This is a genomic window from Methylocystis sp. (assembly GCF_051061285.1).
Classification (GTDB): Bacteria; Pseudomonadota; Alphaproteobacteria; order Rhizobiales; family Beijerinckiaceae; genus Methylocystis.
The window spans coordinates 1-12,762 of the sequence record NZ_JBPFEA010000022.1 but is presented as its reverse complement, the minus strand read 5'-3'; the positions used below and the strand labels follow the sequence as shown (position 1 = coordinate 12,762).

The 12,762-nt window shown below is 65.7% G+C and carries 11 protein-coding genes; 6 read left to right on the top strand and 5 right to left on the bottom strand.

Annotation, left to right across the window (positions count from 1 at the left end; translation table 11 throughout):
- Nucleotides 1-107 precede the first annotated feature (107 nt).
- The 3 genes from ACR65T_RS07400 (at nt 108) to ACR65T_RS07390 (ending at nt 3,720) form a co-directional block, all read left to right on the top strand.
- Nucleotides 108-821, top strand: coding sequence for a DUF1007 family protein (locus ACR65T_RS07400; RefSeq protein WP_434495872.1), 714 nt, complete (start codon nt 108-110; stop codon nt 819-821).
- Between the two features lie 14 nt (nt 822-835).
- A complete protein-coding gene (locus ACR65T_RS07395; protein ID WP_434495871.1) occupies nt 836-1,822 on the top strand; it encodes a nickel/cobalt transporter in 987 nt (328 codons plus the stop codon).
- A 140-nt stretch (nt 1,823-1,962) separates the two neighbouring features.
- Nucleotides 1,963-3,720: an AMP-binding protein gene (locus ACR65T_RS07390; RefSeq protein ID WP_434495870.1), complete on the top strand. Its 1,758-nt coding sequence runs from the start codon at nt 1,963-1,965 to the stop codon at nt 3,718-3,720.
- A gap of 8 nt (nt 3,721-3,728) precedes the next feature.
- Here the strand turns inward: ACR65T_RS07390 and ACR65T_RS07385 are convergent, their stop codons facing one another.
- The 4 genes from ACR65T_RS07385 to ACR65T_RS07370 are packed head-to-tail and all read right to left on the bottom strand — an operon-like array spanning nt 3,729 to nt 7,124.
- On the bottom strand, nt 3,729-5,000 hold the full coding sequence (locus ACR65T_RS07385; protein ID WP_434495869.1) for an adenosylmethionine--8-amino-7-oxononanoate transaminase: 1,272 nt from the start codon (nt 4,998-5,000) through the stop codon (nt 3,729-3,731).
- Nucleotides 4,997-5,632, bottom strand: coding sequence for a dethiobiotin synthase (gene bioD, locus ACR65T_RS07380; RefSeq protein WP_434495868.1), 636 nt, complete (start codon nt 5,630-5,632; stop codon nt 4,997-4,999). Before bioD ends, ACR65T_RS07385 begins: the two co-directional genes overlap by 4 nt.
- Nucleotides 5,629-6,762: an 8-amino-7-oxononanoate synthase gene (locus ACR65T_RS07375; RefSeq protein ID WP_434495867.1), complete on the bottom strand. Its 1,134-nt coding sequence runs from the start codon at nt 6,760-6,762 to the stop codon at nt 5,629-5,631. The genes bioD and ACR65T_RS07375 overlap by 4 nt, the downstream gene beginning before the upstream one ends.
- A 17-nt stretch (nt 6,763-6,779) precedes the next feature.
- Nucleotides 6,780-7,124: a ClpX C4-type zinc finger protein gene (locus tag ACR65T_RS07370; RefSeq protein WP_434495866.1), complete on the bottom strand. Its 345-nt coding sequence runs from the start codon at nt 7,122-7,124 to the stop codon at nt 6,780-6,782.
- Nucleotides 7,125-7,276: 152 nt separating this feature from the next.
- Between ACR65T_RS07370 and ACR65T_RS07365 the strand changes: the two genes are divergently transcribed.
- The 3 genes from ACR65T_RS07365 to ACR65T_RS07355 are packed head-to-tail and all read left to right on the top strand — an operon-like array spanning nt 7,277 to nt 11,472.
- The gene (locus ACR65T_RS07365) at nt 7,277-7,762 is read left to right on the top strand and encodes a methyltransferase family protein (RefSeq protein ID WP_434495865.1); all 486 of its coding nucleotides are present in this window, start codon (nt 7,277-7,279) and stop codon (nt 7,760-7,762) included.
- A 37-nt stretch (nt 7,763-7,799) separates the two neighbouring features.
- Entirely contained in the window at nt 7,800-10,553 is a 2,754-nt protein-coding gene (locus ACR65T_RS07360) for a heavy metal translocating P-type ATPase (protein ID WP_434495864.1), read from the top strand.
- Nucleotides 10,554-10,596: 43 nt separating this feature from the next.
- A complete protein-coding gene (locus tag ACR65T_RS07355; RefSeq protein ID WP_434495897.1) occupies nt 10,597-11,472 on the top strand; it encodes an SDR family oxidoreductase in 876 nt (291 codons plus the stop codon).
- Between the two features lie 2 nt (nt 11,473-11,474).
- Here ACR65T_RS07355 and ACR65T_RS07350 read toward each other — a convergent pair whose 3' ends face one another.
- Nucleotides 11,475-12,425, bottom strand: a complete 951-nt coding sequence (locus ACR65T_RS07350) for an urease accessory protein UreH domain-containing protein (protein ID WP_434495863.1) — start codon at nt 12,423-12,425, stop codon at nt 11,475-11,477.
- Nucleotides 12,426-12,762 lie beyond the last annotated feature (337 nt).

Below are 12,762 nucleotides of genomic sequence, written 5' to 3'. Positions count from 1 at the left end.
AGACCCAGCTGGGCGGCCTTCCGCCGCAGAGGCGCCCACTAGCGCCGATTCTACACCCGCCACCTTATGCCACACGGAAGCGCCTTTTCAAGGACGGATCTGCTAGCATGCACAGGCTCGAAGCGGGAGTCAGCGCCGCGTTTTCGCCGCCTTCGCCGCCTAAGCGCGAGACTCGCATGAAGCTGAAAATCAACTCGATTCTTATCCTTTTGACCTTGGCGGCGGGGATTGGCGCGGCCTCGGCCCATCCGCATGTCTGGGTGGCGGTGCGCAGCGAAGTCGTATTCGCGCCAGACGGCAAGATCGCGGGCGTTCGGCACGCCTGGGAATTCGACGAGATGTATTCGGCCTATGCGGTGCAGGGCCTCGGAAAGGACGGCAAGCCGCCCACCCGGGAAGAACTTGCGCCGCTCGCCAAAACGAACGTCGAGTCGCTGGCCGAATTCGAATTTTTCACCTTCGCCAAGCAGAACAGCGCCAAGCTTGCGTTCAAGGAGCCGGAGAATGTGACGCTCGACGCCAATGACAAAAAGATCGTCACCCTGCGCTTCTTTTTGCCGCTGCAGACGCCGGTCACGGCCAAGAAGCCGTTCTCCTTTCAGGTCTATGACCCGACCTATTTCGTCTCCTTCGGACTGGAAAAGAAGGATCCCGTGACCCTTGCGGGAGCGCCGGCCGGATGTTCGCTAAGTCTTGTCGAACCTGCGCCGCTCATGGCGAACGAAAACCAGAAACTGAGCGAAGCGTTCTTTCAGAACATGTCGCCGGGCGCCGATTTCGGCATGAAGCTGGCGACGCGCGCGATCGTGGCCTGTCCGTGAAAAGCGGGCGTAGGGTGGTTTGGCTCGGCGTGGCCGTCGCGGCGCTGGCCGCGATCGCCGCCGCATCGGCCTGGGGCGCGCCGCGCCATCCATTTGCGGTCGGCGCGCAAGAGTCGACCGCGGCGGCGACGGGCGTCGCCGGGCTTATCCTTGCATGGCAAAGCAAGTTTCACGCTGAACTGCACGCAGCGGTCCGCGCGCTGAAGACCGATTCTTCCGCGTTCTTCGCGCTCGCCGCGGCGAGTTTCGCCTATGGCGCCTTTCACGCCGCCGGCCCCGGCCACGGCAAAGCGGTGCTTGCATCCTACATGCTCGCCAATGAAACAGCCCTGCGCCGCGGTCTGCTGCTCGCGGCGCTCGCCGCGCTGCTGCAGGGACTGGTCGCCATCGCCGTCGTCGGCGCGGCGGCGACGTTGTTCCGCGCGACCGCGAATCAGATGAGCGACGCGACTCACTTCATCGAGCTTGCGAGCTATGCGGCGGTCGCGGCGCTCGGCGCGCGCCTCGCCTGGGTGAAAGGCCACGCGCTATCGGCGGCCCTCCGTATGCCCGCAATCGCGCCGGCGGCGCGCGGCTTCGTTTGCGAGGCCATCGACGACCCGACGCATGTGCATGACGCGACCTGCCGCCACGCGCCAGACCCTTCGACATTGGGAGGACCGAAGTTTCGCCTCGCCGACGCCGCCGCGACCGTCGTCGCCGCCGGCCTGCGCCCCTGCTCGGGGGCGATTCTGGTGCTGGCGTTCACCCTGTCGCAGGGGCTTTTCGCCGCCGGCGCCGGGGCGGTCATCGCCATGTCGGCGGGAACGGCGATTACGACGGGCGCCCTGGCCATGACGGCTGTCTACGCCAAGAGCGCCGCGATGCGGTTTGGCGCGAAGGATTCGCGGCGCGCGGTGATCATCGCCCGCGGCGGCGAGTTCATCGCCGCAATTCTCGTTCTGGCGCTCGGCGTTTCGCTGCTCTTCGGCCTCGGGCCGGCGCCGCCCGGGACGGCATGACGCGGCTCGCGGCGATGCAACATAATGATCGCCGCGAGAATGGCCTCATTCGAGGCGAGACGCGCTATCTTGAACAAGAACACACAGGCGGAGCGGACGATTCGCGTCGCGCGCTTCACGCCCGCGAAGCCGAGGACGACATGACCAACGCAGAAAAAATAGAGGACCCTTACGTCAAGCGGCCCTGGCTTTCGTCCTACCCCGCTGGCGTCCCGGCGGACATCGACGAATCTTCCTATTCGACGCTGGTCAATATGTTCAACGCGAGCGTTACGGAATTCGCCGACAGGACCGCGATGGAGAGTTTCGGCGCGACGCTCACCTTCGAGGAGCTCGGCCGCGCCGCGGTGGCCGTCGCCGCCTGGCTGCAGACGCGCGGACTGAGAAAGGGCGATCGGGTGGCGATTATGTCGCCCAACGTCCTCGCCTACCCGGCGACGCTTTTTGGCGTCCTGCTGGCCGGCGGCGTCGTCGTGAACGTCAATCCGCTGTACACGCCGCATGAGCTCGAGCACCAGATGAACGACTCCGGCGCGCGCTTCTTGTTCGTGTTCGAAAACTTCGCGCATACGGCGGCCGCCGCCTGGCCGCACATGAAAGTCGAACGTGCGGTGATTGTGAAGCCCGGCGATCTGATGGGGCTGCGCGGACTGATCGTCAATTTCGTCTCGCGCTGGGTCAAACGCATGGTCCCCGCCTATCGGCTGCCCGGCTGCGTCGGCTTCGCGCATGTGTTGCAAGCGGGCGCCGAGGAGCCGTTCAAGCCGCCGCCAGTCGGGCCGGAAGACATCGCCTTTCTGCAATACACCGGCGGCACCACCGGCGTCGCCAAGGGCGCCATGCTGCTGCATCGCAACGTCGCCGCCAATGTCGAACAGTCATGGACCTGGCTGAAGCCCTACCTCGAAGGTAAGCCGCTGATCATGGTGACCGCGCTGCCGCTCTACCATATTTTCGGACTGACCGCCTGCCTGCTGCTTGTGGTGAAGACCGGCGGTTGCTGCCTGCTGATCGCCAATCCCCGCGACATCAAGGGCCTGATCGCGACGCTACGGAAATCGACGTTCACATTGTTCTCCGGCGTCAACACGCTTTATGCGGCGATCGCCGACCATTCCGCCGCCGGCTCGGTCGACTATTCCAATCTTCTCCTGACCATCTCCGGCGGCATGTCGACCCAGGAGGTCGTGGCGCAAAAGTGGAAGGCCTTGACGGGAAAGCCGATCGTCGAAGGCTATGGACTGACCGAAACGTCGCCGATCGTGACGATCAACAAGCCGACGATCGCCGAATTCACCGGCGCGATCGGCTATCCGGCGCCGTCGACGGAAATCTCGGTGCGTTCGCCCGAGGGCGAGCCCGTTCCGCTCGGCGAGCGCGGCGAACTCTGCGTCAAGGGCCCGCAGTTGATGGGCGGCTATTGGCGCAGGCCGGATGAGACGGCGAACGCCCTGACCCCCGACGGTTTTCTCAAGACCGGCGACATTGCGGTGATGGCGCCGGACGGGCTCATCAAGATCGTCGATCGGTTGAAGGACATGATCCTCGTCTCGGGCTTCAACGTCTATCCGAACGAAGTCGAATCGGTCCTGGTCGAACACCCCAAGGTGAAGGAAGCAGCGGTCATCGGCGTGCCGAACGAACATTCCGGCGAAGCGCCGATGGCGTTCGTCGTGGCGCGCGATCCAAGCCTCACGCGCGAAGAGTTGCGGGCCTTCGCGCATGAGCAACTGACCAGCTACAAGGTGCCGCGTTATTACGAATTTCGCGAGAGCCTGCCCAAGAGCAACGTCGGCAAAATTTTGCGGCGCGCGCTCAAGGACGAATTTCTCGCGCGCAAGAATGCCGTCGCCGATGAGGGACGCGGCAAGAGCGTGAGAACCGAACTCAAAGGCTGACGATCGCACTATGCAGATCCGCCGAAGCAATCGGCCGCCTCGTTGATCGCGTCATAGACGAGATCGAGTTCGGCCGCCTCAACGCAGTATGGCGGAAACACATAGATCGTCGGCCCGAGCGGGCGCAGCACGAGCCCGCGCGCATTGAAGAAGCGCATGAGATCGAGCGCGATCGTCGCAAGATAGCCGCCGTCCGCGACATTGAGATCGAGCGCCGTGATGATTCCGAGCTGACGCGCGTTCGAGAAGCGCGCGTCATCGGCAAAGCGCGCTAAGCGCGTCGCCTGCATGTCGCACAGCGCCGCGACGCGGGCGGCGGGTTCGCCCGTCGCCCAGACGTCGAGATTAGCGAGCGCCGCGGCGCAGGCGATCGGATTGGCGGTATAGGAGCTCGAATGAAAAAAGGCGCGGGCGCGTTCCGGCGATAGATGCGCCTCGAAAATCTCCCGCTTGCACATGGTGACGGCGAGCGGCAGCGCGCCGCCGGTGAGACCCTTGGCGTAGCAGGCGATATCCGGCACGACGCCCGCCTGCTCGCAGGCGAAGAGCGTTCCCGTGCGGCCGAAGCCGGTCATCACCTCATCGGCGATGAACAGCACGCCGTAACGCGCGCAGATGCGCTGCATCTCCGCGAGCGTATCGGCGCAATAGATGAGCATGCCGCCCGCGCCCAAGATCAGCGGCTCGACAAGCAAGGCGGCGGGTCTGTCGCGACAGGCGCGCTCCAGCGCGTCGAGCGTCTCCTGCGCGCGCCCGCGCGAGGGGAAGGGAATGCGCGAGACCTCGTAGAGCAGCGGCTCGTAAGGCGCGTTGAAGGGCGAGCGCGCGCCGACGGACATCGCGCCGATCGTATCGCCATGATAGCCGTGTTCAAGCGCGACGATGCGCGTGCGCGAGTCCCCGCGATTGCGCCAGAAGCCGAGCGCCATCTTGATCGCCACTTCGACGCAGGTGGAGCCGCTGTCGGAATAGAACACGTAGTCGAGGCCCGGCGGCGTCAGCGCCACAAGGCGCCGCGCCAGCGCTTCCGCCGGCTCATGGGTGAAGCCGGCGAAGATGATCTGATCGAGTCGCTCGGTTTCTTCGCGGATCGCCTGCATAATGGCAGGATGGCGATGGCCGTGGGTGATCACCCACCAGGACGAGATGGCGTCGAGAAAGCGCGCGCCGTCTTCGGCTTCGAGCCAGGCCCCTTCGGCGCGCGCGATCTTGAAGGCGCCGGGCTGCAGCGCATGCTGCGTGAACGGCCGCCAGACTGGGGACTCTGTGACGATGCTCACGCGCCGCTCCCGAAAGCGTCGCGCGCGATTGCGGCGTTAAACGCCGCGCCGAGCCTTTTTTTATTCAGAGGATCGAGCTTCGGCAACCGGCCGAGAATGCGCGCGCCGCCGATCGTCTCGATCGAATGCTGCGCATCGGCGTCGGCGTCGCCGACGAAAATGATTCCGGCAATCGAGATTCCGCGTCTGCGCAATGCTTCGAGCGTGAGCAGGCTGTGATTGATCACGCCGAGGCGCGTGCGCGCGACGAGTATGACCGGCAAGCGCCAGCGTTCGAGCACATCGATGGTCAGCGCGCGATCGCTGAGCGGCGTCATCACGCCGCCGGCCGTCTCTATGATCAGAGGACCGTCGCATGGCGGCGGATTCAGCGCGGCGGCGTCGATTTCGACGCCCTCGTCGCGCGCGGCAAGATGCGGCGAGACCGGGCGACGCAGCCTCCAGGCCTCTGGGAAAATATGCTCGGCCGGCGCGCCCGAAAGCCGCGCGACGATCTGCGAGTCCGTCTCGCCATCGAGGCCTGACTGCACCGGCTTCCAATAATAGGCGTTGAGCGCCCCGACGATCGCGGCGGAGACGACGGTCTTCCCGACGCCCGTATCCGTTCCCACAATCACGAAGCGGCGCTTCATGGTTCGAGCCTCGCGAGCTCTTCGCCAAGATGCGCGATCATGCGCGCGACGTCATCTTGGCGCGCATGCAGCGTCAGCGCGATGCGCAAGCGAGCGGAGCCGTTCGGCACCGTTGGCGGACGGATGGCGCGAATGTCATAGCCATGCGCCTGCAGGCGCGCCGCAAGCGACGTCGCGCGGACGTCGGCCCCGACGATGATCGGCTGGATCTGGCTGCCCGAAGGTTCGATTGCGCAGAGCCGCCGCAGCTCGGCCCCGGCGAAATCGATGCGCGACATCAAGTCGGCGCGCCGATCGTCAGCCGCTTCGATGATCTTGAGCGAGGCGCGCACGCAAGCGGCCATAACGGGCGAAGGCGCAGTCGCGAAGATAAAGGACCGGCAGCGGTTGACCATGAAGTCGCGCAGGACGCGCGGCAGACAGAGCAGACCGCCGGCGACTCCCAGCGCCTTGCCGCAGGTATGCAAAGTGACGATGTTCTCCGCGCCTTCAAAACGCGCGGCGAGTCCGCGGCCGCCTGGGCCATAGACGCCCGTCGCATGCGCCTCGTCGATCAGGAGAAAGGCGTCGTTCCTCGCGGCGAGCGCGAACAGATCATCGAGCGGCGCCTTGTCGCCGTCCATGCTGTAAAGGCTTTCCACGACGATCCAGATTCGCCCGGTTCCGCCCTTTTCGCGCCAGGCGCGGATCGCGTCCTCGGCGGCGCCGACGTCATTATGGGGGAACTTCGCATTCGGCGCGCGCGCCAATCGCATGCCCTCATGGGCGCTGGCGTGCGCGAGCGCGTCATAGAGAATGAGATCGTCGCGCTGCGGCGCCGTGGAGAGCAGCGTCTCGTTGGCGGTAAAGCCGGCGCTGAAATACAGCGCGCTTTCCGCGCCAAAAAAACGCGCCGCGTCCTCTTCCAGCGCTTCATGCTCCGGATGATTGCCGCGCAAAAGTCTCGAACCGCCGGCGCCGACGGGAACGCCGCGCGCGAGCGCCGTCGTCACGGCCGCGGCGAGTTCCGGCGACTCGGCCAAAGCCAGATAATCATTCGACGCGAAATCCAGTCCGGCGCGCGGGGCGAGCGTGCGCAGCCTGCCGCGCGCGGCGAGGCTCGCAAGATCTTGCGCGTAGCGCTCAAGCATGAAAGGCCGATGCTCGATCAGGAGAAACGCTCCCAGGCGGCCTGTCGGGAAACGCCCAGGACCTTGCCGATCGCCGTCCAGCTCACCTCGCGTTTGCGAAGCGCCGCGATTTGCGCGTGGATCAGCGAATGCAGCGCCGCCACGCTGGCCTCGCTCGCCTTGATCGAGGTCAGCAGCTGCTCGTCGGTGAGGTCGTCCCAGCTTTTGAACGGCGAAGGCGCGGCGTCAAGGATCTTGTTGCAGACCCCGACGCAATCTTCGCAAATGTAGCCACCGGCTGCGCCGCCGATGAGCCGCGCGACCTGCGTCTCTGACTTCTTGCAGAATGAGCAGCGCAGCTTACGTTTGGGAAAGGCCAGCATCACAGCTCTCGCATGTCCAGGGCGATCGTGTGTCAAGCTGATCTTGACAGCCTGCAGGACCGCCGTCAAGTCGTCCTTGACAAGGGCGCACTTGAAACGTGCGCCCCGAACCGCGATCTAAGGAGAAGCGTTTTCCACCGATAGGAGCCGCGATGAACGCGCAGATCGACGCAAACGCGCCTCCCTCCCGCGTTCCCTGGCCGCCGATTTTGATGGGGCTGACGCTCGCCGCCGGGCTGGCGCTCGACGCCGCGACAGGGGCTTCGCTCATCGATCGCGCGTCCTCCCCGCTGCCGCAGCTCGCCGGCGCGGCGATCGCCGTCCTCGCGCTGGCGAATGACGTCTGGTGCTTCCGCATCCTCTCGCGCCATCAAACAACGATCATGCCGCATCGCGCCGCGTCCTTTCTCGTGACCGAGGGGCCGTTCCGCTTTTCCCGCAATCCGATCTATGTGTCTCATGTCGCCCTGATCTTTGGACTTGGTCTGTTCCTCGGCTCGCCCTTCACGCTGTTGTTAACGCCTGTTCTCGCTGTTGGGCTGACGAAGCTGGCGATCGAGCCCGAAGAGCGGCATCTTGTTGAGAAATTTGGCGACGACTATCGGTCCTATCTGGCGCGCACGCGGCGGTGGCTTTAAACTGATGCGCGAGGGCGTTGCGAATGAGGCGGCAAGCATGAACGCTCAAACTCCTTTACCGGGCGGCGAACGCCTTGATTTCACCGTTCGAGGCATGACCTGCGCCTCCTGCGTGTCGCATGTCGAAAAAGCGCTCGCGCATACGCCGGGCGTTAACGCCGCCAGCGTCAATCTCGCCACTGAACGGGCGGAAGTTTCGCTGGCGCCGGGGGCGAGTCTCACGCAACTCGTAAAGTCGGTCTCGGACGCGGGCTACGAGGCGGTCGTCGAGACGATTGAGATTGGCGTCGGCGGCATGACCTGCGCCTCCTGCGTCTCGCATGTCGAAAAGGCGCTCAGCGCCGTTCCAGGCGTGATGGAAGCGAAAGTCAATCTCGCGACCGAACGCGCGACCGTGCGCGCGCTCGCCGGGCCAGGCCTGACCGACCGCCTGCGCCGGGCGATTTCACAGGCCGGCTATGAGCCACGAGCGATCGAAACCGATTCCGGCGGCGCCGATCGCGAGAAGATGCGACGTGAGGAAGAGATGCGCGCGCTGCGCTTCCGCCTCATCGTCGCCGCCATTCTGACGGCGCCGATCTTCGTGGTCGAAATGGGCGGGCATCTCATTCCCGCCGTCCATCACTGGACGATGCGCGTGATCGGCGAGGCGAAGATCCGCGAGATTTCCTTCCTGCTCGCCAGCGTTGTGCTGTTTGGCCCCGGCCTGGTTTTCTTCCTCAAGGGAATTCCGTCGCTGTTGCGGCGCCAGCCCGACATGAACGCCCTCGTCGCCACGGGCACGCTCAGCGCCTATCTCTATTCGGTCGTCGCGACCTTCGCGCCCCATGCGCTGCCGGCCGGCTCGGTGCATGTCTATTATGAAGCGGCGGTCGTCATCGTCACGCTGATCCTGTTCGGCCGCTACCTCGAAGCGCGCGCCAAGGGTCGCACGTCGGAGGCGATCCGCGCGCTGGCGCGGCTTCAGCCGAAGACCGCCCGCGTGGAGCGCGACGGCGCCGCCGTCGACGTCGATATCGACGACGTGAGGGTCGGCGATATCGTTCTGGTGCGGCCGGGCGAGCGCATTCCGACCGACGGCGTCGTCACGCAGGGCGCGTCCCATGTCGATGAGTCGATGGTCACCGGCGAGCCGGCGCCCGTCGCCAAGCGGCCGGGCGCCGCCGTCACCGGCGCGACCGTTAACGGCTCCGGCGCCTTCGCGTTTCGCGCCACCCGCGTCGGCGCCGATACGATGCTCGCCGGCATCATCCGCATGGTCGAGCAGGCGCAGGGCGCCAAGCTGCCGATTCAGGCGATGGTCGACCGCGTCACCGCCGTCTTCGTTCCCGCTGTTTTCGCCGTCGCGGCGCTGACCTTCGTCGTCTGGATGCTGATCGGTCCGGAGCCGCGCCTCACTTACGCGCTCGTCAACGCGGTCGCCGTGCTGATTATCGCCTGCCCCTGCGCCATGGGGCTGGCGACGCCGGCGGCGATCATGACGGGAACAGGCCGGGCGGCGGAGCTCGGCGTGCTGTTTCGCAAGGGCGAAGCCCTGCAGACGCTACGCGACGTGACCCTCATCGCCTTCGATAAAACCGGCACGCTGACGTATGGCAAGCCGCGCCTGACCGATCTCGTCGCGACGCCCGGCCAGCAGGAGAACGAGCTTCTGCGGCTTGCCGCGAGCGTCGAGGCGCAATCCGAACACCCCGTCGGCGCGGCGCTGGTCGTCGCGGCCAAGGCCGCGGACCTTTCGCTTTCGCCTTGCGCCGAGTTCAAATCCGTGGCGGGCATGGGCGTCACGGGAATCGTCGACCGCAAGACCGTCGCCATCGGCGCCGAGCGTTTCATGACGACGCTTGGCCTCGACGCATCGCCCTTCGCGCAGCACGCCCAGAGGCTCGCCGAGGAAGGCAAGACGCCGCTTTACGTCGCGGTCGACGGGAAGCTTGGCGCCATACTCTCCGTCGCCGACGATCTAAAGCCGACGAGCCGCGCCGCGATCGACGCGATCCATTCGCTCGGCGTCAAAACCGCGATGATCACCGGCGATGACGCGCGCACGGCGAAAGCCATCGCCGCGAGACTGGGCATTGACGAGGTCGTCGCTGGCGTCCTTCCCGACGGAAAAGTCGCGACGCTCGAGCGCCTGCGCGAGGCCAACAGGATCGCCTTCGTCGGCGACGGCGTCAATGACGCGCCGGCGCTCGCCGCCGCCGACGCCGGAATCGCCATCGGCACGGGAACCGACATCGCGATCGAAGCCGCCGACGTGGTGCTGATGTCGGGCGATCTCGCCAAGGTGCCGGCGGCGCTGGCGATCTCGCGCGCGACGATGCGCAACATCCAGCAGAATCTGTTCTGGGCGTTCGGCTATAACGTCGTCCTCATACCGGTCGCGGCAGGCGCGCTCTATCCCGTCAACGGCATGCTGCTCTCGCCGATGTTCGGGGCGGCGGCCATGGCGCTGTCGAGCGTTTTCGTGCTGACCAATGCGCTGCGCCTGCGCCGCTTCAAGGCTCCGGTCATCGCAAGCGCCGACCACGGCCCGCAAGCGACGCCGATCGAAACGCAAGCGGTGGATAAGGAATTCAAGGAGGAAGCAATGACGACATTCAATGTGCAAGACATGACCTGCAATATGTGCGTGAAACATGTCACCAAGGCGGTGCAAGCCGTGGAGCCGAACGCCGACGTCAAGGTCGATCTCGCCACCGGCAAGGTCGACGTGACGCCGGCGCCGAAAGACGCGAAGGCGCTCGCCAAGGCGATCAGCGAAGCGGGCTATCCGGCGCAGGTCGCCGCGTGAATTTCGCGACGAACCACGGCGTGAGCGCGCGATGACGCCGACAATGACGCGCTCGCTCGCCGGCAAGACGCTCTTCATCACCGGCGCGAGCCGAGGAATCGGCCTCGCCATCGCGATGCGCGCCGCGCGCGACGGCGCGAATGTCGTCGTCGCAGCGAAGAGCGTGACCGAAAACCCGAGAATTCCCGGCACGATCTACACGGCGGCGGCGGAGATCGAAGCGGCGGGCGGACAGGCGCTCGCCGTGCCCTGCGATATTCGTTTCGACGATCAGGTCGAGGCGGCGGTCGGTCAGGCAGCGTCCTGCTTCGGCGGGATCGACATCCTCGTCAACAACGCCAGCGCCATCGATCTGCGCGGGATCGACGCGCTCGAGATGAAGCGCTTCGATCTGATGCATCAGATCAACGCCCGCGGGACCTATCTGTGCTGCAAGGCGGCGTTGCCGCATCTGCGCCGATCCGCCAATCCGCACATTCTCACACTATCGCCGCCGCTGGATTTGAACCCGAAGTGGTTTTCTCCCAACCTCGCCTACACAATGTCGAAATATGGGATGAGCCTCGTGACGCTCGGCCTCGCACGCGACCTCGCCGCCGACGGCGTCGCGGCGAATTCGCTATGGCCGGAGACCGCGATCGCGACCGCCGCCGTCGGCAATCTTCTCGGCGGCGACGAACTGCTGCGCCGGTCCCGAAAGCCCGAGATCGTCGCGGACGCCGCGCACGCCATTCTGGTTCGTCCCGCAAAGAGCTGCAGCGGCAATTTCTTCATCGACGTTGGCGTTCTGGCGGAAGAAGGCATGACCGACTTCTCGACCTACGCCGTCGATCCGAGGGTTGACGCCGTGCTCGACTTTTTCCTCGACGCGCCGATCACCGCAAAGGTGACGAAGTCGGCGTTTCACCTCGGCAAATAACGCTACCCCAGCGCGGCTGCGCCAACTGCGATCGTATAGGCGCCGACCGCGGCGACGATCGCGCCTGAAACATAGGGGGCCCGGGCCGCCAGCGCTTCCAATCCCGGCCAGCGCGACGCGGCGTGACGCATGCCGAGCGCCGCCGCCACCCCGACAAGCACGAGGGTCAGCGCCAGACCGACGCTGAAGCAGAGCACGAGCAGCGCGCCGAGCCCGATGCGGCCGACCTGCAGGCAGAGCAGCAGCACGGTAATCGATGCGGGACAGGGGATGAGCCCGCCCGTCAGGCCGAAGAGAATGATCTGTCCGGTCGTCACCCGGCGACTGGCGAAGCGCCGCTCAATATCCAACGCATGTTCGCGCTCATGCGCGTCAGCGTAGACGGTGGGATCGACGTCGAGGAGTTCGCTCTCGAATTCCTCTTCCTGATGGCTATGCGGCACGCCGCCGTCATGGACGTGAACATGGGCGTGAACATCGCCGTGAACATCGCCGTGAACATGCCCGTGAATATGGGCGCCGTCGTGCGAGTGGCCATGCGCCGCGCTGGCGTCGGCCGGAAGCCGTCCGCGCTCATGCGCGGGCGCCGTCACGGCGCCTTTGGCGGCGATATCGCGCCAGCTTCGCCACATCATCCAAACAGCGACGGCGAAGATCAACGCGCCAGAGACAATCTGCAGATAGGGTTCGTTCGCTTCGACGTTCAGTTGCGCGCCGAGATAAAGCCCGGTCAGCGCCACGGCCCAGACGATCGCCGTATGGGAAATTGTCGCCGCGACGCCGAGCAGGACCGCCTGCGCCACGGTGCCGCGAACCGCGACGATGAACGCCGCCATCATCGTCTTCGAGTGGCCCGGCTCGAGTCCGTGCAGCGCGCCCAAGGCCACCGCGCTCGGCGCAAAAATCCAGGCGTTCGCCGCGCCGGCGCGAAAGACTTCGGAGAGGTCGGACATCGTGCTCGCCGTGGGCTCCTCAGGCGCAATGCCGAGGCGATGGAAGGGGCGCGGCCTCTCGGCGACGCTCGAATGCTCCGCCGGTCACGAGGCAGCCTTAACCCCGTATTTTATAGTGAGCGGCGCTTGATGAAACAAGCGCCCGCAGAAACAGAGAAATAGAAGCCGCACGGCGCCTGGGCGCGAATGTTCGCATTACGCAGGATTTCGCGGGGCGCCTGCAGGACGCCGCTTGACGATCGGCGCAGCGCCGTCGCGCAGCAGACGCGTCAGAAGTTCGCGCAGAAGGCGCGTCGTCATCGGAAGCTGCGCTTGGTTTGCGCGACAGGCGGCGCGG